Below are 24,715 nucleotides of genomic sequence, written 5' to 3'. Positions count from 1 at the left end.
CTGGGGTGCCTCCCCGTGGTGGCGTCCGGGACGCTGGGGCACGCTGGGCGGCATGCCCCTCCGCCCCACCACCGCCGGCGCCCTGGCGGCCGCCGGCCTCGCGTCCCTCGCCCTCGCCGCCCCGGCCTCCGCGGCTACCGAGCACTACGGCGTCGAGGTCGACGCGACCGTCCACACCTCGTACACCGGCTCGGCCGCGGAGACGGGCTTCCGGCACGAGAGCGACCTGGCCGTCGACACCCGCCTGACGACGGGCTTCCTGGCGATCGTCTCCCGCGGCCCCGACGGGCGCATCGAGGGCGTGCAGGGCGCGGAGCAGCACCACGCCGACACCACCGGCACGGGCCACCTGGCCGAGGACCAGCAGTCCTCCTTCTCGTCCGACCAGTGGTACCACTACGGCGCGTTCTGCACCGGTGCCGGTCCGGCGCAGAACGACGAGGGACGCACGTCCCTGGCCCCGGACCTGCTCGCGCCGCTCAACACGAACGCGCGCATGGTCCTGAACCTGGCGGACCAGCTCGACGTCAGCCTGATGTGCGTCGCCACGAAGCCCGACGGCATGGGCAGCGGCCTGCCGTCGCAGATCCGCCTGAGGAGCGACGCCGAGGGCAGCGACCCGGCCGCCAGCCCCCTCGCGGTGGCGTTCGAGCTGCCGCAGGACGCGCTGAAGCGGCCCGTGGCCGTGGCGTTCTCCGGCCCCGAGCGCCCGGACTACTGCCCCGAGGCGCTGCGGGAGCGGTCCGTTCGCACGACGTGCAGCGTCCGCTTCGAGGGGATCGTCCGCTTCACGCCCGACCCGGCGCTGAACGGCGGCGCGGGCGGGAACGGCGACGCGAATGGCGGAGGCGGCGGGCAGGCCCCGGGCGGGCCCGCCGTGCCGCCGCCCCCGCCCGCGTCCACGGACGACGACCTGCTGGCACCGCTCGTCCCGGCGGGACAGCGGGCGCGCCTGGACGCGAAGAAGGGCACGCTGACGTTCCGGGCGGCGTGCCGGAACGGCTGCACGGGCACCGCGACGATCCAGGCCCCGGCCCGCAAGGGCGGCCCGCGGGCCGCCGGCGCCAAGACGGCCGCCAAGGGCAAGCGGCTCGCCGTCGTCTCGTTCGCCGTCGCGAAGGGCGCGACCGCCCGGACCGTCACGGTGAAGCTGCCGGCGAAGGGCCGCAAGGCCGTGAGGCGGGCGACGGGCGCCACCGTCGCGCTGGCCCTGAAGGACCGCGGCACGAAGCGCACGACGAGGGCGACGCTGAAGGTCGCGCGGTAGGCGGCGGGGGCGGGGGCGACGAGGCGCGGGCTGGCCCCCCGGGGGGGCGGGCTGGCTCCGGGGGGGCTGGCCCGGGGGCGCGGGCTGGCTCCGGGGGGGGGTTGCCCCGGGGCGCGGGCTGGCCCGGGGGCGCGGGCTCGCCCCGGGGGCGCGGGCTCGCCCCGGGGCGCGGGCTGCCCCGGGGCGCGGGCTCGCCCCGGGGCGCGGGCTGCCCCGGGGCGCGGGCTGGCCCGGGGCGCGGGCTGGCCCGGGGGGGGGCGGGGACGGCCACGTCGAGCGGGCTACGGTCTCGTTCATGTCGTACCGACCCGTGCGTCCCGCCACCCCCGCCGACCTGGACGCCCTGGCCGCGGTCTGGCGCCGGGCCGTCGAGGCCACGCACGACTTCCTGACGCCCGCGGACATCGCCTTCCTCGAACCCCGCGTGCGCGAGCAGTACCTCCCGGCGCTCGAGGTCCTCATCGCCGAGGAGGCCGGCGGCCGGCCGCTCGGGTTCATCGGGATGGACGGCGCCGCGATCGAGATGCTCTTCGTCGATCCGGACGAGCACGGGCGCGGCGTCGGCACCCGCCTGCTGGACGCCGTCGCCGACCGCGCGCCGCTGACCGTCGACGTCAACGAGCAGAACCCCGCCGCCCACGGCTTCTACCGCGCGCGGGGCTTCGTCGAGACGGGCCGCTCGCCGCTCGACGGCGAGGGACGCCCCTTCCCGCTCGTCCACCTGCGCCGGGAGCGGTGAGGCGGAACGCCGCGGGGTCGGGGCTCCGGGGCCGAGGTCGAGTCGGATCAGCGCTCCTGGGTCGGCGCGGGAGAGCGCCGCGGACGGCGGGAGCACCCCACGTTCCGCGACGGGCTGCGCCCGCGTGCCATCCGCCATGTCACGGCGGGACGTCCGGCGGCGGACGACGAGAGAGGAACGAGGCGATCGCGCCGCCCGTTCCGGCTCGGGTCCGCATACCGGCCCTCAGCCGGAACACGCCCCCGCCCCGGCACCCGTTCCGGCTCGGGTCCGCATACCGGCCCTCAGCCGGAACACGCCCCCGCTCCGCCACCCGTTCCGGCTCGGGTCCGCATACCGGCCCCCAGCCGGAACACGCCGCCGTCCCGGCACCCGTTCCGGCTCAGGTCCGCATACCGGCCCCCAGCCGGAGCGCCCGGCCGCCCCCAAACCACCGGCCCCGCCCCACCGCCCCGCCCCAAGCCGAACCCCCGCGCCTCGCGCCTCGCACGCCGCCCCCGGACCCGGCATACTGGCTGACCAGCCAGTCAACCGCCCGGCCACGACGGCCGCGAGGAGGGACCCATGACCGTTCTGCGCACCCGCTTCACCGAGACCTTCGGGATCGAGCACCCCATCGTCCAGGGCGGCATGCAGTGGGTGGGGCGGGCCGAGCTCGTCTCCGCCGTCGCGAACGCCGGGGCGCTCGGCATGCTCACCGCCCTGACCCAGCCGACGCCGGAGGACCTGGCGAAGGAGATCGCCCGCACGCGCGAGATGACGGACCGGCCGTTCGGGGTCAACCTGACGATCCTGCCGGCCATCACGCCGCCGCCCTACGCGGAGTACCGCCAGGCGATCATCGAGTCCGGCGTGAAGATCGTCGAGACGGCCGGCTCGAACCCCGCCGAGCACCTCGAGCACTTCGGCCCGCACGGCATCAAGGTCATCCACAAGGCCACCTCGGTCCGCCACGCCCTGAAGGCGCAGCAGCTCGGCGTCGACGCGATCTCGATCGACGGCTTCGAGTGCGCCGGCCACCCCGGCGAGGACGATGTGCCGGGCCTCGTGCTCATCCCCGCGGCGGCGGACGCCCTCGACATCCCGGTCATCGCGTCGGGCGGCATCGGCGACGCGCGCGGCCTCGTGGCCGCCCTCGCCCTGGGCGCCGACGGCGTGAACATGGGCTCGCGCTTCCTCTGCACCGTCGAGGCGCCCATCCACCAGCGCGTGAAGGAGCAGATCGTCGCCAACTCCGAGCGCGACACCGAGCTGATCTTCCGGCCCCTGCGCAACACCGCGCGCGTGGCGTCGAACAGCGTGTCGCGCGAGGTCGTCGAGATCCTCGACCGCGGCGGCCAGTTCCCCGACGTCCGCGAGCTCGTCGCCGGCAGCCGCGGCCGCGAGGTCTACGAGCAGGGCGACCCCGAGCGCGGCGTGTGGTCCGTCGGCCTGGTCCAGGGCCTGATCCGCGACATCCCGACGGTGCAGGAGCTCGTCGAGCGGATGGTCACCGGCGCCGACGCGATCGTGCGCGAGCGGCTGGCGGGCGCCCTGGCCTGAGCGCGGCGCGCGGGCGGGGCGGCACCGGTCGTCCCCGGGCCGGGTCGCGCCGGGCCGCCGTGCCGCGCCGAGCCGCCAGGCCGCGCCGGGCCGCCACGCCGCGCCGGGCCGCCAGGCCGCGCCGGGCCGCCAGGCCGCGCCGGGCCGCCAGGTCGCGCCGGGCCGCCGGGCCGCGCCGCGCCGCCAGGCCGCGCCGGGCCGCCAGGCCGCGCCGGGCCCCGCGCGGGTCGCCCCGCGCCGCCCCGCCGCATGACGGCCGCGCGACGGCCGCGCGACGGCCGCGCGACGGCGGGGCGTCACCCCGCCGCCCCGCCCGGCCTACCGGAAGGCGACGCGCTTCTCGACGCTGGCCGCGGTGCCCAGCAGGGCGTTGCCGTTCCAGCGCGCCGACGCGGTCAGGCGCTTGGCCTTCCCGAAGCGCCGCGTCGACGCGAACCGCACGGTCACGTCGTAGGAGCAGTCCTTCGCCAGGCGGACGCGGCGCACGGACAGGGTGCGCTTGCCGGCCTGGATCTGCAGCGCCACGGTGCCTCCCCGGACGCAGACCGCCGCCGGCGTGCCGGCCGGCAGCCCGAGCGCGCCGCGCAGGCGCACCTGCACGCGGCCGCGCCGCTGCGTCCGGAGCGTCGCCCGCAGGGTCAGCGCGCGCGGGACCGCGCGCGCCGCGGGCTGGGGCACCGGGACGGTCACGACGGTGCGCTGCTGCACCGGCGCGGAGACGGCCGGCGCGGGAGGCGTGAGCTCGCGCTCGACCTGGGCCGCCGCGGCCTCGACCTCGCCGGCGTTCGTGCCGGTGGAGTAGACGACGGGGATCGTCGCGGCCCCGCCGGCCGGCACGTCCCGCACGAAGCGGGCGATGAACGCGGACGCGGCGTCGATCCCGGAGCTGGCGTAGCCGGGCATGAAGACGCCGCCGTCGAGGCGCGTGCCGAAGGTGATTGCGCCGTAGGCGGGGGCGCCGTCGCGGTCGCCGTTCAGGGCCGGGACGCGCGAGAAGACGGTGGCGACGTCGCCCCGCGGGGCCCCGAGCGGCTCGAGGAAGGCCCGCGGCGTGAAGCGGTCCCCGCCCGTCTCCCACGGCACGCGGAAGGCCGACACGCTCGCGTCGTCAGCGCTCTCGCGGGCCGCTCGGGCGCGCAGGTCGGAGCCGGGGGACACCACGCCCATGGCGTACAGCGCGTCCACCTGGTGCGCGCGACCGTCCGTCGGGCGGTACTCGTCACGGACGGTGATCCGGCGCCCGTCGTGGTCCTGGACCGTGGTGCGGACGAGCTCGACCCCGGCGTCCACGAAGCGGTCGGGGCGCGAGGAGCCGTCCTCCTCGGGGTCCGCGCTCGCGTACACGCGCTGGCGCTCGACGACCGTCTGGCCCCAGTCGCCGCCCACCGTGCGCGTGACCTCGACGGGCTGCAGCTCGTCCGGCGTCAGACCGTCGCTCGGCTCGCGGCGGGCGTCCGCGCCACCGTCGTCCGACGACCACGTGACCGTGTCGCGGGGCCAGACCGAGCGTCCGTCGACCGTCAGGGCGCTGCGCGCCGGGCTGTACCCCGGGAGGAGCGAGGAGGAGCCCAGGAAGACGCCGTGCAGGTCGTTGCCGTCGGTCGTGGCGGCCGCCGTGACGCCCGGCGCGTTCCCGAAGCTGGGGGACCGCGCGGCCAGGCTCCGCAGGGGCCCGCGGCCCCCACCGACCGGCCCGGCGGCCGCGGCGCCACCGGGCTGCGAGCGCTGCGCGCCGCCGAAGAACACCACGCGGCCGTCGCCGTCGCGGTAGGTGAACTCGCCGCCGCCGTGGACGATCGGTCCGCCCGAGGGCACGCTGGCCGCGTCGTACGGCGAGGCGTCGTACGGCAGCGCGAAGAGCCGTGCGGAGGCGGCGGGCAGGTCGCCACCCCGGACGGGAGCCTCGAACCGCCCGCCGGCGACCGGCACGTCGTAGGCGACCTGCGCGTACGACGGCTCGCCCGACAGGCGGGTCTCGGCCCAGATCGTCACGGCGTCGCGGTCGCCCCCGTCACGTCGGCCGATGCGGCGGCCGGCAGGGACGCGAGCGCGCTGACGGCGACGACGGAGAAGGCGGTCACGGCGCGGGACGAGCGCCGAGAGCGGGGAACGGATCGCATGGGGGCAACGTCGGCCGCCCTCGGCCCGAGCGCGAGGATCCTGAGGGCAAGTGAACAGATGGACGGTATATGTCGTTGGCGCACTCCCGCTCGCGTTCGGCGTGCGGCGCCGAGCCGGCGGGCGGGCGCCGCAGGGCCCGAGCACGCCGGCACAGCGCCCGGCCGCTCCGGCATCATGGGCCCCCGTCGTGCCGCACCCCGCCCGCCCCATCCACGTCGTCGGCCTCGCGGGTGCGGCGCCCGGCACGCCCGCGGGCGCCGCCGCGCTGGCGGACGCCGCCCTCGTGGCGGCCGGGCGCGAGCAGCTGCGGGCGCTGCACGCACGGCACGCGGCCGCCGGCACCACCCCGCCCGACACCGTCACCCTGGCGTCGCCGCTCGACGCCGCGCTCACGCGGATCGCCGCGCACGACGGGCCCGTCGCCGTCCTCGCGTCGGGCGATCCCGGCTTCTTCGGCGTCCTGCGGACCCTGGCGCTGCGCGTCGACGCCGAGCGGCTCGTCGTCCACCCCGCCCCCTCCTCCGTCTCCCGCGCGTTCGCCCGCGTGGGGCTGCCGTGGGAGGACGCGCGCGTGGTCTCGGCGCACGGGCGCGGCACGGGCGGGATCACCGCCGCGCTCGGCGCGCTGCTGGCCGGGCCGAAGGTCGCGGTGCTGACCGCGCCCGACGCCGACCCGGCGTTCCTCGCCTGCGCCTACGCGCGGATCCCCGACGCGCCGCCCCGCACGCTGGCGGTGTGCGAGCGCCTCGGCGAGCCCGACGAGCGCGTGGTCGTCGGGACCCCGGCCGAGATCGGCGGCGCCACCTTCGCCGACCCCAACGTCCTGCTGGCCTGGCGCCCCGACCGGCCCGTCCCCCCGGGGCGCGTGGCGATGCTGCCGCCGCGCGGCGCCGACGCCTGGGGCCTGCCCGAGGAGGCGTTCGCCCACCGCGCCGGGATGATCACGAAGCGCGAGGTGCGCGCCGCGGCGCTCGCGGCGCTCGGCCCGGGCCCCGGCGACGTCGTCTGGGACGTGGGCTGCGGCAGCGGCTCGGTCGCCGTGGAGTGCGCCCGGCTGGGCGCCGGCGCGATCGCCCTGGACCACGACGCGGAGGCCGTCGCCTTCGCCCGCGAGAACGCCGCCGCGCACGGGGTCGAGATCGCCGCGTTCGCCGGGGCCGCCCCGGCGGCGCTCGAGGGCCTGCCCGATCCCGACGCGGCGTTCGTCGGCGGCGGCGGCGCCGACCTGGACGCGATCGTCGACGCCTGCGCGGCCCGCGCCCGCCGGGTCGTGGTCGTCACCCTCGCCACGCTCGAGCGGATCGGCCCGACGCTCGCCCGGCTGCAGGCCGCGGGGCTGGACGCCGAGGGCACCCTGCTGCAGGCGTCCCGGATCCGGCCGCTCGCCGACCAGCACCGCCTGGCGCCGACGAACCCCGTCGCCGTGCTCGTCGGGCGGCGCCCCGGCGCCTGACCGCAGACGCGGCTGCGCCGACGGGTCGGACGGCGCCGCGGCCGGTGGGCCGCCCCGGCGCCTAGACGAGCGGCTCGGACGCCTCGCCGGCCGACCGCGCCCGCGCGCGCAGCGCGTCCAGGTGCCCGGTGTCGTTGAACGTCCGCAGCCGCACGCGGCCGTCGCCGAAGACGATGAAGCGGTTGAGGGACGTGTTGTCGGCGCCGAGGAACGCGAACGCCTCGCTGCCGGTCGCCTGGCGGCACATCTCGGCGATCACGCCGCCGTGGACGACCGCGACCACCGACACGCCCGGGCCCGAGCGGGCGACGATCTCGTCGAAGCCGCGGCGGACGCGGGCGGCGAAGTCCTCGTCCTGCTCGGCGCCGGGGATGACGCCCCACCGCTGCTCCAGGAACGAGCGGACGATGAGGGGGTCGCGGTCGGCGATGCGGCGGCGGTACTCGCCCAGCTCCCACTCGCCCAGGTGGATCTCGCGCAGGTCGCGGATCGGCTCGGGCTCCAGGCCGGTCAGCGCGGCGAAGCGCGCGGCGGTCTGGTGCGTGCGGCGCAGCGTCGTGACGAACAGGCGCGCGTAGTCGACGGGCTCCGCGTACAGCCGGTCGCCGACGAGCCGCGCCTGCTCCTCGCCGTCGGGCGAGAGCGGCGGGTTGCCGTGACCGTCCTCGTCGGCGTCGAACGGCTGCCCGTCCACCATGCCCTGCGTGGCGCCGTGGCGCACCAGCACCACCTCGGTGGCGTCCTTCGGCAGGACGAAGAGCCGCTGCGCGTGCTCGGTGGAACGGGGCTTCTCGGCGTCCTGGGTGCTCACGTCCCGACACGTTCGCAGACCTCCCGTCGGCGTGATGGGTCACGATGGGGGCGTGCCCGGACCGCCCGACACCCCGGCGACCGGCGGCCCGCGCGCCGTCGTGCTCGGCGTGGGCGCCAGCCGCGGCTGCCCGCCGGACGAGCTGGCGGCGCTGGCCGACGCGACGCTCGCCGAGGCCGGCCGCGGCCGGGCCGACGTCGTCGCGGTGGCGTCGGCCGAGATCAAGGCGGACGAGCCGGCGGTGCTCGCCCTGGCGGCGGCCCTCGGCGTGCCGGCCCGGTTCCTGCCCGGCGACGCGCTCGCCGCGGTCGCCGTGCCCACCCCGTCGGCCGTCGTCGCCGCCGCCGTCGGCACCCCGTCGGTCGCCGAGGCGTCGGCGCTGCTCGTGGCCGGCGGCGACGATCCCCGCGCCGCGCGCCTGCTCGTCACCAAGCGCCGCTCGGCCCGCGCCACCTGCGCGGTCGCGACGGCGGCGCCCGCCCCCGCGCCGCGCCGCGTCGTCACCGCCACGGACGACTGCCGCGGCTGCGGCGGCTGCGTCCGCACCTGCCCGGAGCACGCGCTAGTCCCCGTCGGCGCGGCCCGCGCGGACGGCACCTTCGCCGTCCCCGCCTCCGGCGCGGCGGGCGGCGTCCCCCTGCTCACCCTGGTCGACCGCTGCACGGGCTGCGGCGAGTGCCTGGAGATCTGCCCCGTCGACGCCTTCATCGAGGTCGCCCTGCCGTGAACGCCCCCGAGCCGACCGATCCGCTGCCCGGCGCGCCCGAGCGCACCCAGGCCGGCGCGCCCCGGCGCGCGCCCCATCCGATCGAGGTCGAGAGCTACCGCATCCTGCGCTCGCGGATCGACACGTCGGGCCTGCCGCCGCTGTCGAAGGCCGTGACCGAGCGGACGGTCCACGCCGTCGCCGACGTCTCGTTCGCCGCCACGCTCGTGCTCGACGAGGACGCCCTGCGGGCGGGGCGCGACGCGCTGCTGGCTGGCGCGCCGCTGGTGGTCGACACCCGGATGGCGGCCGCGGGCATCACCGCCCGCGAGACGATCGTCCCGCTCGCGAACCCGCGTGCCGCCGACCTGGCGCGCGCCGAGGGCACCACGCGCTCCGCCGCGGCGTTCCGCCTGGCGGCGCAGGAGCACCCCGACGGCGCCGTGTGGGCGATCGGCAACGCCCCGACCGCGCTCTTCGCCCTGCTCGAGGAGATCGCCGCCGGCCGCGTGCGCCCCGCGCTCGTCGTCGGCCTGCCCGTCGGCTTCGTCGGCGCGGCCGAGAGCAAGGACGCCCTCGCCGCGAGCGGGGTAGCGTGCCTGACCAACCGCGGGGAGCGCGGCGGCACGCCGGTGACGGTGGCCGCGATCCACGCCCTGCTCTTCCACCGCGACCCGGAGCCCGCCACCGCATGAGCCGCCCCCACCGCCTGGTCCTCGTCCTCGGCGGCACCCGTTCGGGCAAGAGCGAGCTCGCCGAGCGGCTCGTCGCCGACGCCGGGCTGCCCGTCCGCTACCTCGCCACCGCTCCGGAGGGCCCCGAGGGCGACCACGCCCGGATCGCCGCGCACCGCAGCCGCCGTCCGGCGTCGTGGGAGACCGTCGAGATCGCGGGCCTGCAGGACCTGGCGCGACCGATCCAGGAGGCCGGCACCGACACGGTGCTGCTCGACGGGCTGGGCGGCTGGCTCGCCGGCGTGCTGCACGGCGCAGGCCTGCTCGACGACGACGGCACCGGGGACGACCCGGCGGACGGGATCGACGGCGCGTCCGCGATCGCGAGCGTCGAGCGGACCGTCGCCGACCTGGCCGACGCGGCCCTCGCCCGCCCCGGGCTGACGGTCGTCGTGGGCGAGGAGTCCGGGATGGCGCCCGTCGCGGCCGATCGCGGCACGCGCCGCTGGGTCGACCTGCTCGGCGCCGCCCACCAGGCGCTCGCGGCGCGGGCCGACCGCGTCCTGCTCGTCGTCGCCGGCCGCGCGGTCGAGCTGCCGCGCGACGTGCCGGTCGAGACGGTGCCGCCGGCGCAGGCGCCGCTGCCGCTCGACGAGGCGCCGGACGCGCCGGCCGCCGCCGAGGAGGAGCCCGCCGTGCCGCCCGCCGACCCGCCGCAGGCCCTCGCCGCCGCGCAGCCCGTCCCCCGCGGCGCCCGCCTGCACGGCGACCGCATGGTGCCCGACGGGATGCTGGACTTCGCCGTCAACGTCGTCGACGGCGACCCGCCCGGCTGGGCCCGCCAGGCGCTGCAGACCGGTCTGGACGAGGCCGGCCGCTACCCCGACGACCGCGTCGCGCGCGCCGCCCTGGCGGAGCGCCACGGCCGGCCCGCCGACGGGGTGCTGCCGCTCGGCGGCGCCGTCGAGGGCTTCTGGCGCCTGGCCCTGGCCGTCCGCCCGCGCCGGGCCGCCGTCGTCGTCCCGGGCTTCACCGAGTCCGAGGCCGCGCTGCGCACCGTCGGCGCCGAGGTCGTCCGCGTGACGCGCGAGGCCAAGCACGACTGGCTGCTCGACCCCGAGGCCGTCCCCGAGGACTGCGACCTGGTCGTCCTCGGCCGCCCCGAGAACCCGACGGGCGCCCTCGACCCCCGCGAGACCGTGCTGCGCCTGCGGCGCCCCGGCCGCGTCGTGCTGGTGGACGAGGCGTTCGCCGACTTCGTCCCCGGCGGCGGCGACGCGCTCGCCGACCAGGGGCCCGGCGACGACGGCCCGGGCCACCTCGTCGTCCTGCGCAGCCTGACGAAGACGCTCTCCGTCCCGGGCGTCCGCTGCGGCTACCTGCTCGGGGATCCCGACCTGGTGGCCGACGTCCGCGACGCCGGGGCCCCGTGGTCGTGCTCCACGCCGGCGCTCGAGCTGCTGCGCGCCTACGCGGGCCGCACCGACTCCTCCGCCCGCATCGCCGCCCGCACGGCCGCGCACCGCGGCGACCTGCTCGCGCGCCTGCGCCAGCTCGCCGGCGTGCAGGTGTGGGACGGCGCGGCCAACTTCGTGCTCGCCCGCGTCCCGCACGGCGTCGACGCGGTCACGGGCCTGCACGCCCACGGCATCGCCGTGCGCCCCTGCACGACGTTCGCGGGCCTGGACGACCGCCACGTGCGGATCGCCGTACGCACCCCGGCGCTGCACGCCCGGCTGACGACCGCGCTCGCGCAGGTCATCAGCGACGCCGAGCGCGCCGGGGCGTAGAGGCGCGGGGCGCGGCGCCGCGCCCCGCGGGGCGCCGGCCGCCGGGGCCGCGGCCGCTACTCGACCGGCGGGGCGACGGGCAGCTCGACGACGAACGCCGTCCCGCCGTCGATCCCGTCCTCGACGCGCACCGTGCCGCCGTGCGCGTCGACGATCGCCTTCGTGATCGTCAGGCCCAGCCCGGTCCCCGGGACCGCGCCGGCCGTCGCGGCGGGCGCCCGGTAGAAGCGCTCGAAGAGCTGCTCCCGGTCCTCGAGCGGGATGCCGATGCCCGAGTCCGCCACCCGCAGCATCGCGGTGGTGCCGCCGAGCGTGCGGACCGTGACGGCGATCCGGCCGCCGGCGGGCGTGAACTTGACCGCGTTCGCCAGCAGGTTGTCGCAGACCTGGGCCAGCCGCGCGGCGTCGGCGTAGAGCGGCGTGGCGTCCGCGTCGAGCTCGAGGGCCACCCCCTTCGCCTCGGCGGACGCGCGGGCGCTGCCGACCGCGTCCTGCGCGATCTCCGCCAGGTCCGCGGCGCCGCGGGCCACCTCGAACTGCCCCGCCTCGGCACGCGCCACCGTCAGCAGGTCGTCGACGAGGCGCAGCAGCCGGTCGACGTTGCGGCGGATCATCGCCGTCCAGTGCAGCTGGTCGGGCTGCTGCTCCCCCGTCTCGTCGGCCAGCAGCTCGACGGCCGCGACGATCGAGCTGAGCGGTGTGCGCAGCTCGTGCGTCACCGTCGCGACGAACTCGTCCTTCAGGCGCTGGACCTCGCGGTACGCCGTCGTCTCCTCGATCGTGACCAGGCGGCCCAGGTAGCCGCCGTGCGTGTCCCGGACGGGCTGCGTGGCGGCCCGGAACCAGCGGCCCGACTCGGCGTGGTGCAGGTCCAGCTCGACCGCGCGGCTGGGGTCGTCCAGGACGACGGCCGAGTTGTGGTCGGCGGCCGACCGGTCGACGGCGACCCGGGCGATCTGCGCGAAGCGCTCCTGGGGCGGCGCGTCCAGGTCGACGTCGAGCAGCGAGTAGATCTCGCGCATCCGGGGGTTGGCGACGGTCAGCAGGTCCTCGGGGGAGAAGAGCGCCAGGCCGAAGCTCGTCGCGTTGAGGACGGTCTCGTTGATCGCCGCCAGCCGGGTGCTCTCGGCCCCCTCGACCGCGCTGGCCAGGCCGACGACGGCCTGCTCGCCCAGGTGGTGCGCGTGCTCGATCTGGTCGCGGGTGAACGGCCGGTCGGCGGCCCGCCCGACGCTGACCACGCCGAACACCCGGTCGCGGAGCCGCAGCGGCAGGTGCAGCTCGTGGCTGACGCGCGCGCGGCCCCCGAGCGAGCGGATCTCCAGCCCCGTCTCGCCGTGGGCGACGGTGACGGGCCGTCGCTCCAGGAGCGCGCGGCCGGCCGGGCCGTGATCGGCCGGCGTCTCGCGCGGGATCGACGCGGGATCCAGGCCGAGCAGCGCCCGCCGGACGAGCGGGGCGCCCACGCCGTCCTCGGTGCGCCGGCCGTCGACGACGTAGAGGACGCCGGCGTCGGCGCCGAGCACCTGCGCCAGGCGCCGCAGCACGAAGTCGGAGACGCCCTGCACGTCGGACTCGCCGACCAGCCCCTCGACGAACGCGAGCAGCGCCTCGACCCACGCCTTCTCGCGCGCCAGCTCGGCGAACGTCCGCTCCAGGTCGTTGCGCTGCGCCTCGACCTCGGCGTGGTGCCCCTCGAGCTCGTCGCGGTAGGTGACGAGCGACCGGCGCATCTGGTTGAGGCCGCGGGCGAGCTGGCCGACCTCGCCGGCACCCTCCTCCCACACCTCGGTGTCGAAGTCGCCCACGCCGATGCGGTCCACGGCCCCCGCGATCCGGCGGACGGGGTCGACGACGGCGGCGATGAGGTAGCGGCCGAAGACGGCGGCGACGAGCACCGCGACGATCGCCGCGATGATCGCCACCCACAGCCCGGCGGACGCGGCGTCGTCCGCCCGAGTCCGCGCGGCGGCCGCCGCGCGCTCCTCGCGCTCGGCCAGGTCGTGGATGAGCGCGCGGACGATGTCGCCCTGCCGCAGGTTGCCGGACCCCCGCAGGCGCCGTCGCGCCGCCTCCAGGTCCTCGGCGGCCAGCCGGACGAGCGGGTCGGACCAGGTGGCCTGGTAGCGCTGGATCCGCTCGGTCACCTGCCGTGCGAGGACCCCGCTGCGCGCGTCGTACGCCGCGGCGCTCTCGAGCGCGTCCAGGGCCGCGGGCAGGCGGCGGGTGGCGTCGCTGTAGGGCTGGAGCTGCGCCAGCTTGCCGGTCGCGACGTACCCGCGCGAGCCGGCGCGCAGGTTGGACACCAGCAGCTCGACGGTCTGGGCGCGGTCGACGACCGCCTCGGCGCGGTTGGACTGGCGCCCCGCGTCGTGGGTGCGCCCGACCACGATCACGAACGCGACGATGATCGAGACGGCGACCGTGCCCGCGATCGTGGTGAAGAGCAGGATGCGGGCCCGCAACCCCTGCGTCACGCGGACCGCCGGTACAGGTTGGGGCCGACCTCGACCAGGGCGAGCCCGTCGGTGCGGACGGTGCGCTCGGAGCGGCCGAGCAGCAGCAGGCCGCCCGGCGCGACCGCCCCGGCCACGACGTCGAGCACCTGGCGGCGCGCCGCCGCGGTCAGGTGGATCACGAGGTTGCGGCAGAGGACGAGGTGCCAGGGCCCGCGCGGGGCGGAGCGCCGCACGTCGCGCTGCTCGAAGCGCACGCGCGCCCGCAGCGCCGACGGCAGCCGGCCGTCGGCGCGGGCCCGGGCGGCGCGCACGTTCTCCGCCAGCAGGTCCGACCCGAGGATCTCGGCCGGCCCGTGGTCGCCGGCGCGGTCGAGCAGCAGGGCGACGCTGCAGGCCTCGCTGCCCTCCGACGCCCCGGCCGACCAGACGCGCAGCGGACCGCCGCCGGCCATCGCCCGCAGCACCGGCACCTGCCGCGAGAGCAGGTCGAACTGGTCGGCGTCGCGGAACATCGCCGTCGTCGACACCGCGACGGCCCGGCGGAAGCGCACGCGGAGGTCGTCGTCCGCGACGAGCGCGTCCGCGAGGGCGCCGGGCCCGCGGAGCCCCTGGCGCTGCACGGTCCGCTCGACGGTGCGGGCCACGTGCGCGGGCGCGAACGCGGCGAGCGGCACGCCGCAGGCGCGGGAGAGCAGCTGCACCGTGGCCGGCCCCAGCTCGGGCGCGTCGGCCGGCACGTCGCCGTCGGCCGCGTGCGCGTCAGCCACGGCCGTGGTCATCGTCCCGCGCTTCGATGATGGTCTCGAGGTCCGCGACGAGCCCCCGCGGGGTGAACGGCTTGATCAGGTAGCCCGCGGCCCCGGCGACCCGGCCGCGCTCCCGGTCGGCGTCCGTGACGCGCGCGCTGAGCATGACGACGCACGTGTCGCGCTCCGCGACGATCCGTCGACACGCCTCGAAGCCGTCGATGCCGGGCAGACCGACGTCCAGCACGACCAGGTCGCACCCCTCGCGCGTGGCGTGGCGGACCGCCGCGTCGCCGTCGAAGACGGTGGTGACGTCGGCACCGGCGCGTTCGAGGACGAAGGTGACGATCTCCGCCAGCTCCGGGGTGTCGTCCACGACGAGGACCCGCCGTCCCGCGAGCGCGCTCGCTGCTGCCCCTTGCCTCACGGCGCCATCGTAGACCCGGGACCTGGCCGTCGCGAGCGGAGCGGACGTCCGGACGGGATCGTGCAGCGGACGGAGGCGGCGCCCCGACCCGGAGAGGGTGGCGTGCGGCCGCGGGGTGACGGGGTGGGGCGGCCGGACACGGGGGCCGGGGCGGCCTCCATCCACCGCGGATCATGGCGACGCGGCCGGCCGGGACGGTGAACGTCCCGTGACCGCGTCGGCCCGTGGCCGCTCCCGCCGCCGGCGCCCGGAGGGCCGGCCGGCGGCGGGAGGGCGCGGTTCGACGGGACGGTACGGGCCGCACGAGTCGCACCGAGGGCGCGAACAGGGGGACGACGGCCCGGATACGGTGTGAACGTACCACCCGTCCGCCGGGGCGGAACGGGGCGTCTCACCCCACCCCTGGCGTCTCGCGGCCGGTCAGCGGTGGCCGAGCGCCGCCCGCAGACGGACGCTCATCGCGTCGAGCTGCAGGTCCTCGGTGGCGTTGCGGCGCAGGCTGCGTCGCGTCTCGTCCACGACGTCGACGGCGGCGAGCGCCCGGTGGGGCTCCGTGCGCGCGGCGTCCTCCCGCAGCGCGTCGAGGCGGTCCACGTGGTGCACGGCGTCGTCGGCGCCCACCCGCACCGCGGCGACGTCGCGGAACCACAGCCCCGCCAGGCGGAGCGCGGCGTCCAGGGCCGCCGTGCGCTCGCGGCGGACGGCGCGCTTGGCGTCGTCCTTCGCGTCCCGCTCGATCCGCTTGCGCTCGCGGTCGGGCAGCCGTTCGGCGATCTCCGCCGCCTCCCGCTCGACCAGCGCCCCCGCGGCCTTCCCGCGTTCGGCCGCGGCCTCGGACATCGTGCGCCACGGCGGCATGCCGGGGGCGCCGCCGAGGGCGTGGCGGGCCAGGCTCTCCGCCGCCGTCCGCAGGATCCGGCCGTCGTCGCCCGCCAGGGAGCGCGCCAGCAGCGCGTCGCCGAGGCCCAGCCGCGCGCACGCGCGGGCGGTGCGCTCGTCGGCCGGCGTCTCGCGCGTCAGCCGCGCGACCAGCTCGTCCTCGGGCAGCGCGTCGAAGCGCACGCTCTGACAGCGCGAGCGGATGGTGGTCAGCAGCTCCCCCGGCCGCTCCGACAGCAGGACGAGCACGACGTAGGCGGGCGGCTCCTCGAGCGTCTTGAGCAGCCGGTTCGCCGCCGCGTCGTTCATCGCGTGCGCGCGCTCCAGGACGAACACGCGGCGCGTCGCCTCGAACGGGCGGTTGGCGACGGCCTGGACGACGGCCTCGTCGATGTCGCCCACGCGCATCTCGCCCGCGCCCGTCGGCCGCACCCACGTCAGGTCGGGGTGCGAGCCGCGGGCCACGCGGGCCGCGACGTCGTCGCGGTCGACGGCGCGGCCGTCGTGCGTCTCGCTCAGCAGCGCGGTCGCCAGCGCCCGGGCCACGGTCCGCTTGCCGCTGCCGGGCGGCCCCTGGAACAGGTACGCGTGCGACGGAGCGCCGCCGTCCGCGAAGGCCGCGGCGAGCACCGCGCGCGCGTGCGGCTGGTGCTCGGTGCCGGGGAGGACGCTCACCGCCCCGATGGTAGTGCGGTGCGGCCGGCGACGACCGTGGACGAGGGGGACGTTGCGGGTACAGTGCCGCCCATGCCGGCGGAGCGGTCACAGATCCTTGTGGTGGACGACGACGAGGCCATCCGCGAGGTCGTCCAGCTCGTGCTGGAGCGCGGCGGCATGCTCGTGCGCACCGCCGAGGACGGTCGCGGCGCGCTGAAGGTGCTGTTCGGCGGCACCGTGGACGCGGTGCTGCTCGACGTCGACATGCCGGGCCTGGACGGCTGGCAGACGCTCGAGCGCATCCGCGAGGTCACGGACGTGCCGGTCTGCATGCTGACCAGCGAGGACGCCGAGCTGGCGAAGGTGCGGGCGCTGCGCGGCGGCGCCGACGACTACGTCGTCAAGCCGTTCGGCGCGCAGGAGCTGCTCGCGCGCGTCGAGGCGCTCGTCCGCCGTGGACGTCCCGCCGCCGCCCCGGCGCAGGACCTGTACGAGGACGCGCGCGTCCGGGTGGACCGCCAGCAGCGTCTCGTCTCCATCGACGGCGACGAGCTCGCGCTCACGCGCCGGGAGTACGGGCTGATGGCGGCCCTGACCGCCGAGGCCGGGCGGGTCCTGCCGTCCGACGTCCTCGTGGACCGCGTGTGGGACGGCATGGCCACCGCCGACCAGGTGAAGCTCTACGTCAGCCGGCTGCGCCGGAAGCTCGCCGACCACGACGCCGACAAGACCGTCGAGACGGTCCGCGGGATCGGCTACCGGTACCGGCCCCCGGCGGCCTGATCGCCGGGCGGGGTGGTGCCGCGGCCGGCGCCCTCCGTCATGCCCAGCCAGCGCCGCAGCGACCCCTCGGCGCCGCCGGCGGCGTCGCGCAGCTGGGCGACGAGCCCGTCGCTGACCTCCTGGAGCTGCGCGGACGCGCGCACGATCGCGTCGACGGAGGAGCGCTCGTGCGGCGCCAGCTCGTCACGGCGCATCGCGAGCAGCTCGGCGTGGGCGCGCAGGACGGTCAGCGGCGAGCGCAGCTCGTGGGCCGTGGTCGAGACGATGAGCGCCTGCAGCCGCTCGAGCTCGGAGAGCCGGGCGGCCACGGCCTCGGACACCGGGTCGGAGGCCACCGGCAGGGGCGCCGCGGGTCGCGGGGCCGGCTCGGGCTCGGGCTCCGGCTCGGGCTCGGGCTCAGGCTGCGGCTCGTTCGCCGGACCGAACAGCTCGTGGCTCGCCCACGGGGCGAGGTCCTCGAGCGTCTGCAGCAGCTCGGGCGCGTGGCCCCGCGGCTCGGGGTCGAGCACCGAGAGGACCGCCGCCACGTTGCCGTCCGCGTCGGCGACGGGACAGCCGGCGTAGTAGCGCACGTGGGGCGGGCCGGCGACGATCGGGTTGTCGGCCCAGCTCGGGTCGTTCGGGGCGTCCTGGATGATGTACGGCTCGCCCGTGGTGATCACCGCCGCGCACGCGGAGAGCTCGACGGGGATCTCCTCCACGTCGGTCCCGTGGCGGCCGGCGATCCACATGCGGTCGCCGTCGATGAGCGAGATCATGCCCATCGTCGTGCCGGTCGCCTGGGCGGCCTGCCGGGCGATGCGGTGCAGGCGCTCGCCGCCGTCGACGCCGAGCAGCCCCGTGGCGCGGGCCGCGGCGTCGCGGGCCTCGCGGACGCGACGGCGCGCGTCGTCGGGCCCGTTCGTGCGGCCCCGCGGGGTGGCCGCGGGCTCGTCCGGCCGCATCAGACCCGCACCCCGCGGGGCGCCGCGGCGGCTCGGCTCGGAGCGCCGGGGCGGTCGATGGGGGCAGGGGCGCGCATCACGTGGTCGGGATCGTGCCGTCGTCCCGTGGCAGCGGCTGGTCCGGCGGGTATCGATCCGGTATCGACGGACGGCGCCGGGGACGCCTTCCGGAGCGAACGTACCGGAGTGGCAGGACGCCAGCCGAGTACGATCGCGCCGTGGCCGACCGCCCGGACGACGAGCACCAGGACGTCCTCCGCGGGATGTGGGAGCGCGCGCGAGAGCGGGTGCAGGACCGCGTGGCCGAGATCGAGCAGGCCGTCTCGGCGCTCGAGGCCGGGCCGTTGCCCGAGGACCAGCGCGAGCGCGCGCGGGTCGAGGCCCACCGCCTGGCCGGTCTGCTCGGCACGCTGGGCGTGACGGCGGGCTCGCCGGTCGCGCGCCGGCTCGAGCTGGCCCTGCGCGACCGCCCGGCGTGCGCGGATGCCGCCGGGCTGCAGGAGGACGTACGGCGGCTGCGCGAGATCGTGGCGGCCGGGCCAGGCGACCCGACGACGTAGCGGTCGGCGAGCGCGGCGCCGGCGGCGAGGGACGGCCAGCGGCGCGGCGCGCGGACGGCGCGGGCCCCCGGGACCGCGAGGGTCCCGGGGCCGCTTGCCGTGTCCCCAGCGACGACGTCCCGCGGAGAGGGAGAGGTGCGAGCCATCGTCGTCGGCGGCCGTGTGCTTCGTCCCGGAAGCGGCAGCGCCGACACCGAGGAGACTGCCGACCCCGCGTCGCAGCGCGGCGTCGTCACCATGTCGATGCGGTATCGGCGCACGCCGCCGCGCGCGCTGCGGGTACCGTGGGCGCCGTGCAGCGGCCCGGACGGCTCATCACCATCGAGGGCCTCGACGGCTCGGGCAAGACGACGCTGGCCGCGGCGCTCGAGGGCGCGCTGGGCGCGCGCGGGCTGCCGATCCTGCGGCTGCGCGAGCCGGGGGGCGTCGCCCTGAGCGAGCGCATCCGCGCGCTCGTCGCCGACCCCGCGCTGACCGTCGACCCCCGCGCCGAGGCGCTCCTCTTCGCCGCCGCCCGCGCCCAGCTGCGGGCCGAGGTGCTCGAGCCGGCCCTCGCCGCGGGCCGCTGGGTGCTGCTGGACCGCTACGTCGACTCGTCCCTGGCTTACCAGGGCGGCGGTCGCGAGCTGGGCCTGGACGCCGTCGCCGCCATCAACGCCCTGGCGACCGCCGGCTGCACGCCCGACCGCACGCTGCTCCTGCGCGTCGACCGCGCGACCGGGCGCCGCCGCCTGGAGGACCGCGGCGACGCGGCCGACCGCATGGAGCGCGAGCAGGACGCCTTCTTCGCGCGCGTGGAGGCCGCCTACGACGCCCTGGCCGTCGGCGAGCCGGCGCGCTTCCGCGTGCTCGACGCCCACCAGCCGCCGGACCGCGTCCTGGCCGACGCCCTGGGCGCGCTCGGCGACCTGCTGCCCGACGCGGCCGCCGAGGCGTAGCGGTGGACGGCGCGGACCGGAGCGCGCCGATCGCCGCCGACGCGCACACGGGCGCGCCGGGCGGCGAGGGGACGGCCGGCAGCGGGACGGCTGGCTTCGGGGCGGCTGCCGGCGAGACGCCCGGCGGCGGCGACGCCGGCGGCGGGGCCGGCGGCGGGGCCGGCGGCGGGGCCGGCGGCGGGGCCGGCGGCGGGGCCGGCGGCGGGGCCTCGGCCGCGGCGAGGCTCGTCGCGGCCGAGGCCCGCGCGGAGACCGCCGAGGTCCGCGCCGCCGACCTGGAGGCGCGCCTGCGGACCGTCGTGGCGGAGCGGGACGCGCTGGTCCGGCAGCTCGCCGAGGCCCACGTGCAGGCGGACGCCGTCCTCGCGCGCCTCGAGGCCGTGCACGCGCGCGAGCTGGCGGACCGCGCCGCGGCCGAGGACGCCCGACTGGCGCGCATGGCCGCGGCGGGCGGCGTCCCGCCCGGGACGCGCCGGTAGCATCGCCCGCGTGGTGCGCCGCCCGACCCGATCCGCGCCCCTCGCGGCCCTCGTCGCGGGGCTGCTCGTCCTGCCCGCCGGCGCGCACGCGCAGACGTCGAAGACCACGCTCACGCCCGGGGCCACGACCACCGGCCCGGCCCCCGCGACGACCGCCCCGGCCCCCGCCACGACGCCGGCGCCGACGACCGCCGCCGAGGCCCCGGCCATCCCGACCGTCACGACGACGCCCGGCACGCCGCCGGCCGCCCCACCGGCCCAGACGCCCGCGACCGTGGTCTCCCAGCCCGTCGCCACCCAGGCGGACGACGGCACGGAGCCGTGGCAGTGGGCCGCCCTGGCGCTCGCGATCCTCCTCGTCGCCGCGCTCGCCTGGGGCCTGGTCGTGGCGTCGGGCCGCGTCCGCTGGATGCGTCCGATGGGGCACGCGATGGCGGAGGCCGGCTGGCGCATCGGCCTGCGCTGGGCCGAGTTCCGCGACTGGATGCGCTTCGGCTCCGGCCGCTGACGGACGCCCCTCTCGAGGATCACTCGACCGCCGGCGGCGCGCTCCCCGGCCCGCCCCCCTCGCGGCCGACGGCGGCGGGTCGCGCCGGCCCAGGCGGGCGCCGCCCAAGCGGGCGGCACCCAGGCGGGGGCCGACTCGGGCGGGCGGCATCCCAGGCGGGGGCCGGCTCAGGCGGGCGGCATCCCAGGCGGGGGCCGGCTCAGGCGGGGGCCGGCTCAGGCGGGGGCCGGCTCAGGCGGGCGCCGGCCCAAGCGGGCGCCGGCCCAAGCGAAGGGCCGGCAGCGGCGGGCGAAGGCGGTCGACGGGGGCCCGGGCCGGCGGGCCGCGACCCATGGCGCCGTCGCGGCGGCACGGCGCTGCCGTCGAGAGGGTCCGCCGCCGATGCGGCTTCCGCCGGTTGGCGAGGCGGCTCTGCCGGATGGCGAGGCGGCAGGCCGCACCCGGCGAGGCGGCTTCCGCTGGCGAGGCGGGTCGGGGCTGAGGGCCAGCATCGATCCGCCTCACCCGCGCGTTCCGCCCCGCCATGACCGCAACGTGCCTCACCGCGGTCGTTGCCCCGCCCCACGGCCGGCCCGCCCCCGCGCCCCGCGCCGCGCCCCCGCGCCCCCGCGCCCCCGCGCCGCGCCTCGCCCCGCCGCGCCTCGCCTCGCCGCGCCGCGCCTCGCCTCGCCCCGCTCGCCCCGCCGGGCGCGAATCCGCCCCGCCGAGCGCGGGGGCCCGCCACCTGCGGCCGCCGCCCCGCCTCGTCCTCCCCCGCGCGCGGCTCGGGCACCCGATCCCTCGCCTGGCGCACCGTGCCGCAGGTCGCCGCTGGACGCGCATCCGACGCGGAACGCCGTTCCCGGGCCCGCCCACGGGGCCCGGATCGGGCGCCCGCGCGGGGCCTCATACCACCGCCGGGGAGCACCTCCGTGGCGTAGAATGTGCATACCGTCCACACCGCCCTCGATGGACGAACGGCGGGCCGAAGATTTTTTCTGCGGCCATTTGCAGGCGGTCTCCACCCGCAGGGGTCGGAATCGCTCCGGATCGGCCTCGTTCCGTCATCCGGGTGCGTCAAGGTGTTCCTCCGTCGCCTCCGCGCCAGCCGCGCGGAGCCGGGGGAAACGACCTTCGCCCGGGCGGCCTGCCTCCGTGAGAACGGACGCCGACCGACATCCGGGACCGCTACCCAGCACGGCAATCCCAGAGGAACTGCAGGCAGGCAATGGATTCGGCGAACTCGCCCATCATCAGCGACACCGGCGCGGAGCAGGCGCTGCGCGTCAGTCGCCGCTTCACGACCCCGGGGGTCCACCCGTTCGACCAGATCGAGTGGGAGATCCGCGACGCCGTCATCGGCAACCCCGAGAAGCCCGCCTTCCGCCAGAACGGCGTCGAGTTCCCGAAGTCGTGGTCGCAGAACGCCACGAACATCGTCTCGCAGAAGTACTTCCGCGGCCAGATCGACACGCCCGCGCGTGAGTCCTCCGTGCGGCAGATGGTCGGCCGCGTCGCCGGCACGATCGCCGACTGGGGCCGCTCCCTCTCCTACTTCGCCACCCCCGAGGACGGCGACACGTTCGAGGCCGAGCTGACGTACATCCTGCTCAACCAGATCGCGGCGTTCAACTCGCCCGTCTGGTTCAACGTCGGCTTCGAGGACTCCCCGCAGTGCTCGGCCTGCTTCATCCTCTCCGTGGACGACTCGATGGACTCGATCCTCGAGTGGAACACGAAGGAGGGCCGCATCTTCCGCGGGGGCTCCGGGTCCGGCATCAACCTGTCGAACATCCGCGGCTCGATGGAGCCGCTGTCCAAGGGCGGCACGGCCTCGGGCCCCGTCTCCTTCATGCGCGGCGCCGACTCCTGGGCCGGCACGATCAAGTCCGGCGGCAAGACCCGCCGCGCCGCGAAGATGGTCGTCCTCGACGTCGACCACCCGGACATCCTGGAGTTCATCCAGTGCAAGGCCAAGGAGGAGGACAAGGCCGAGGCCCTGGCCAAGGCCGGGTTCGACATGTCGATCGACGGTGACGGCTTCACCTCGATCCAGTACCAGAACGCGAACAACTCGGTCCGCGTGACCGACGAGTTCATGGAGGCCGTCGTCGAGGGCCGCGAGTGGCAGACGACGCCGCGCAACACCGAGGCCGGCGAGGTCGCCACGCCGAAGTACGACGCCCGCGAGCTCATGAACGAGATCGCGAAGGCCGCCTGGCGCTGCGCCGACCCGGGCATCCAGTACGACACGACGATCAACCGCTGGCACACGTCGCCGAACAGCGGCCGCATCAACGCGTCGAACCCGTGCTCGGAGTACATGCACGTCGACGACTCCGCGTGCAACCTCGCGTCGCTGAACCTCATGAAGTTCCGCCGCGCCGACGGCACGTTCGACGTCGACACGTTCGAGCACGTCGTCGACGTGATGCTCCTGGCGCAGGAGATCATCGTCGGGCCGTCGAGCTACCCGACGGAGGAGATCGGCAAGAACGCCCGCCGCTTCCGCCAGCTCGGCCTGGGCTACGCCAACCTCGGCGCGCTGCTCATGTCGAAGGGCATGCCGTACGACTCCGACCACGGCCGCGCCACCGCCGCCGCGATCACCGCGCTGATGACCGGCCGCGCGTACCGCCGCTCGGCCGAGATCGCCGGCGCGATGGGCCCGTTCGAGGCGTACGAGGAGAACCGCGAGCCGCACAACGCGGTCATGCGGATGCACCGCGACGCCGCGTACGAGATCGACGACCCGCAGTTCGACGACCCGCAGCTGCTCGCGGCCGCCCAGCGCGTCTGGGACGAGGCCGTCGAGCTCGGCGAGGAGCACGGCTACCGCAACGCCCAGGCGACCGTCCTGGCGCCGACCGGCACGATCTCCTTCCTCATGGACTGCGACACGACCGGCATCGAGCCGGACTTCTCGCTCGTCAAGTACAAGGAGCTCGTCGGCGGCGGCAACATGGTGATCGTCAACCGGACGGTGCCGCTGGCGCTGAAGGAGCTCGGCTACACGCCCGAGCAGGTCGACCAGATCATCGCCTTCACGAACGAGCACGGCTCGATCGTCGGCGCCCCCGGCCTGAAGGACGAGCACCTGTCGGTGTTCGACGTGGCGGTCGGCGAGCGCGCGATCTCGCACATGGGCCACATCAAGATGATGGGCGCCACGCAGCCGTTCCTCTCGGGCGCGATCTCGAAGACGGTCAACATGCCCAAGACGGCGACCGTCGAGGACATCGCCGAGGCGTACACCGAGGCCTGGCGCCTGGGCGTCAAGGCCCTCGCGATCTACCGCGACGGCTCGAAGACGGCGCAGGCCCTGCGCACGGACGCGCAGGACGCCGACGGGGTCGTCGGCGGCGCCGAGCTGGACCAGATCGTCGAGGAGGCGGTGCAGAAGGCCGTCGCCGAGACGGAGACGCGCCTGCGCGCCGAGCTCGGCCCGTCGCGTCGCCGCATGCCGCGCGAGCGCCAGTCGATCACGCACAAGTTCTCGATCGGCGGCCAGGAGGGCTACATCACCGCCGGCATGTACGAGGACGGCACGGTCGGTGAGATCTTCCTGACCGACATCGGCAAGGAGGGCTCGGCCGTCCGCGGCATGATGAACTCCTTCGCGACCTCGGTCTCGATCGCGCTGCAGTACGGCGTGCCGCTCGAGACGCTCGTGCGCAAGTTCGCGTACATGCGCTTCGAGCCGGAGGGGATCACCTCGAACCCCGAGATCCCGTTCGCGAAGTCCATGCCGGACTACTTCATGCGCTGGCTCGCCAGCCGCTTCCTGGACGCCGACATCCAGGAGGAGCTCGGCATCCGCACCGACCAGGTGCGCAACCGCCAGCAGGCGGAGGTCGCCACGAGCACGAACGGCGACACCGCCGGTCCGGTCGCCATCGGCCCGGCCACGACGGCGGCGGCCGGCACGGTCACGCCCCCGGCCGGCAAGCAGGCGCCGATGAACGCGGCCACGGACACGCCCCCGGTCGTCCCGGCGCGCGTCCAGGCCCACGGCGCCGACATCGAGCTCGGCCCGGTCTGCGGCGAGTGCGGCGGCATGATGCAGCGCACCGGCGCGTGCTACACGTGCTCGAGCTGCGGCAACAACACCGGCTGCGGTTGATCCGCACCTGACATCGACCGGATGTCCCTGAGGGGCCGCGCGAGCGGCCCCTCGGTCGTCCGGGGCAGCGGAAGCCCGACTGGCTGTTTCGCGACTCGGACTCGGTCGGAATGTAGTCTGGAGGTATGCG

20 protein-coding genes are annotated in these 24,715 nt (G+C 77.2%); 13 read left to right on the top strand and 7 right to left on the bottom strand.

Going from position 1 to position 24,715, the window contains the following annotated elements:
* Positions 1-52: 52 nt before the first annotated feature.
* The 3 genes from J3P29_RS04100 (at position 53) to J3P29_RS04090 (ending at position 3,548) form a co-directional block, all read left to right on the top strand.
* Positions 53-1,267, top strand: coding sequence for a hypothetical protein (locus J3P29_RS04100; RefSeq protein ID WP_210491762.1), 1,215 nt, complete (start codon positions 53-55; stop codon positions 1,265-1,267).
* Positions 1,268-1,562: 295 nt separating this feature from the next.
* Positions 1,563-2,006, top strand: a complete 444-nt coding sequence (locus J3P29_RS04095) for an acetyltransferase (protein WP_210491761.1) — start codon at positions 1,563-1,565, stop codon at positions 2,004-2,006.
* Between the two features lie 564 nt (positions 2,007-2,570).
* Positions 2,571-3,548, top strand: a complete 978-nt coding sequence (locus tag J3P29_RS04090) for a nitronate monooxygenase family protein (RefSeq protein WP_210491760.1) — start codon at positions 2,571-2,573, stop codon at positions 3,546-3,548.
* A 318-nt stretch (positions 3,549-3,866) separates the two neighbouring features.
* On the opposite strand, the gene J3P29_RS04085 is transcribed toward J3P29_RS04090, so the two are convergent.
* Positions 3,867-5,540, bottom strand: coding sequence for a hypothetical protein (locus J3P29_RS04085; RefSeq protein WP_210491759.1), 1,674 nt, complete (start codon positions 5,538-5,540; stop codon positions 3,867-3,869).
* A gap of 316 nt (positions 5,541-5,856) precedes the next feature.
* Between J3P29_RS04085 and cbiE the strand changes: the two genes are divergently transcribed.
* Entirely contained in the window at positions 5,857-7,122 is a 1,266-nt protein-coding gene (cbiE, locus tag J3P29_RS20625) for a precorrin-6y C5,15-methyltransferase (decarboxylating) subunit CbiE (protein ID WP_210491758.1), read from the top strand.
* Positions 7,123-7,183: 61 nt separating this feature from the next.
* On the opposite strand, the gene J3P29_RS04075 is transcribed toward cbiE, so the two are convergent.
* Positions 7,184-7,933, bottom strand: coding sequence for a histidine phosphatase family protein (locus tag J3P29_RS04075; protein ID WP_210491757.1), 750 nt, complete (start codon positions 7,931-7,933; stop codon positions 7,184-7,186).
* Positions 7,934-7,985: 52 nt separating this feature from the next.
* Here J3P29_RS04075 and J3P29_RS04070 point away from each other — a divergent pair, with 52 nt between their 5' ends.
* Genes J3P29_RS04070 through J3P29_RS04060 form a run of 3 tightly spaced genes read left to right on the top strand, consistent with a single transcriptional unit; the run spans position 7,986 to position 11,103 of the window.
* On the top strand, positions 7,986-8,660 hold the full coding sequence (locus J3P29_RS04070) for a cobalamin biosynthesis protein (RefSeq protein WP_210491756.1): 675 nt from the start codon (positions 7,986-7,988) through the stop codon (positions 8,658-8,660).
* Positions 8,661-8,683: 23 nt separating this feature from the next.
* Positions 8,684-9,334, top strand: a complete 651-nt coding sequence (locus tag J3P29_RS04065; protein WP_282599986.1) for a precorrin-8X methylmutase — start codon at positions 8,684-8,686, stop codon at positions 9,332-9,334.
* Positions 9,331-11,103: a bifunctional adenosylcobinamide kinase/adenosylcobinamide-phosphate guanylyltransferase gene (locus tag J3P29_RS04060; protein ID WP_210491754.1), complete on the top strand. Its 1,773-nt coding sequence runs from the start codon at positions 9,331-9,333 to the stop codon at positions 11,101-11,103. Before J3P29_RS04065 ends, J3P29_RS04060 begins: the two co-directional genes overlap by 4 nt.
* 56 nt (positions 11,104-11,159) lie before the next feature.
* Here the strand turns inward: J3P29_RS04060 and J3P29_RS04055 are convergent, their stop codons facing one another.
* The 4 genes from J3P29_RS04055 to J3P29_RS04040 all read right to left on the bottom strand — a co-directional run bounded on the left by J3P29_RS04055 (position 11,160) and on the right by J3P29_RS04040 (position 16,289).
* Positions 11,160-13,580: an ATP-binding protein gene (locus tag J3P29_RS04055; protein ID WP_210491753.1), complete on the bottom strand. Its 2,421-nt coding sequence runs from the start codon at positions 13,578-13,580 to the stop codon at positions 11,160-11,162.
* Positions 13,577-14,329 carry a CheR family methyltransferase gene (locus tag J3P29_RS04050; RefSeq protein ID WP_210491752.1) on the bottom strand — a complete coding sequence of 251 codons (753 nt, stop codon included), beginning with the start codon at positions 14,327-14,329 and terminating at the stop codon, positions 13,577-13,579. Before J3P29_RS04050 ends, J3P29_RS04055 begins: the two co-directional genes overlap by 4 nt.
* Complete coding sequence (locus tag J3P29_RS04045) at positions 14,322-14,735, bottom strand: response regulator (protein WP_210491751.1); 414 nt, start codon at positions 14,733-14,735, stop codon at positions 14,322-14,324. The genes J3P29_RS04050 and J3P29_RS04045 overlap by 8 nt, the downstream gene beginning before the upstream one ends.
* A gap of 420 nt (positions 14,736-15,155) precedes the next feature.
* Positions 15,156-16,289, bottom strand: coding sequence for an AAA family ATPase (locus J3P29_RS04040; RefSeq protein ID WP_210491750.1), 1,134 nt, complete (start codon positions 16,287-16,289; stop codon positions 15,156-15,158).
* A 72-nt stretch (positions 16,290-16,361) separates the two neighbouring features.
* Between J3P29_RS04040 and J3P29_RS04035 the strand changes: the two genes are divergently transcribed.
* Entirely contained in the window at positions 16,362-17,054 is a 693-nt protein-coding gene (locus J3P29_RS04035) for a response regulator transcription factor (RefSeq protein WP_210491749.1), read from the top strand.
* Here the strand turns inward: J3P29_RS04035 and J3P29_RS04030 are convergent.
* The gene (locus J3P29_RS04030) at positions 17,027-17,998 is read right to left on the bottom strand and encodes a GAF domain-containing protein (RefSeq protein WP_210491748.1); all 972 of its coding nucleotides are present in this window, start codon (positions 17,996-17,998) and stop codon (positions 17,027-17,029) included. The genes J3P29_RS04035 and J3P29_RS04030 overlap by 28 nt on opposite strands.
* Positions 17,999-18,216: 218 nt before the next feature.
* Here J3P29_RS04030 and J3P29_RS04025 point away from each other — a divergent pair, with 218 nt between their 5' ends.
* The 5 genes from J3P29_RS04025 to J3P29_RS04005 all read left to right on the top strand — a co-directional run bounded on the left by J3P29_RS04025 (position 18,217) and on the right by J3P29_RS04005 (position 24,585).
* Positions 18,217-18,558: an Hpt domain-containing protein gene (locus J3P29_RS04025; RefSeq protein WP_210491747.1), complete on the top strand. Its 342-nt coding sequence runs from the start codon at positions 18,217-18,219 to the stop codon at positions 18,556-18,558.
* A gap of 293 nt (positions 18,559-18,851) precedes the next feature.
* On the top strand, positions 18,852-19,496 hold the full coding sequence (tmk, locus tag J3P29_RS04020; protein WP_210491746.1) for a dTMP kinase: 645 nt from the start codon (positions 18,852-18,854) through the stop codon (positions 19,494-19,496).
* Between the two features lie 2 nt (positions 19,497-19,498).
* Positions 19,499-19,975 carry a hypothetical protein gene (locus J3P29_RS04015; RefSeq protein ID WP_210491745.1) on the top strand — a complete coding sequence of 159 codons (477 nt, stop codon included), beginning with the start codon at positions 19,499-19,501 and terminating at the stop codon, positions 19,973-19,975.
* Between the two features lie 10 nt (positions 19,976-19,985).
* On the top strand, positions 19,986-20,483 hold the full coding sequence (locus J3P29_RS04010) for a hypothetical protein (RefSeq protein ID WP_210491744.1): 498 nt from the start codon (positions 19,986-19,988) through the stop codon (positions 20,481-20,483).
* Positions 20,484-21,690: 1,207 nt separating this feature from the next.
* On the top strand, positions 21,691-24,585 hold the full coding sequence (locus tag J3P29_RS04005; RefSeq protein WP_210491743.1) for a vitamin B12-dependent ribonucleotide reductase: 2,895 nt from the start codon (positions 21,691-21,693) through the stop codon (positions 24,583-24,585).
* Positions 24,586-24,715 lie beyond the last annotated feature (130 nt).

The organism is Patulibacter sp. SYSU D01012, from assembly GCF_017916475.1.
In the GTDB taxonomy this organism is placed as follows: domain Bacteria; phylum Actinomycetota; class Thermoleophilia; order Solirubrobacterales; family Solirubrobacteraceae; genus Patulibacter.
Note: the sequence above shows the minus strand (reverse complement) of the source record. Positions and strands in the feature narration are given on the sequence as shown.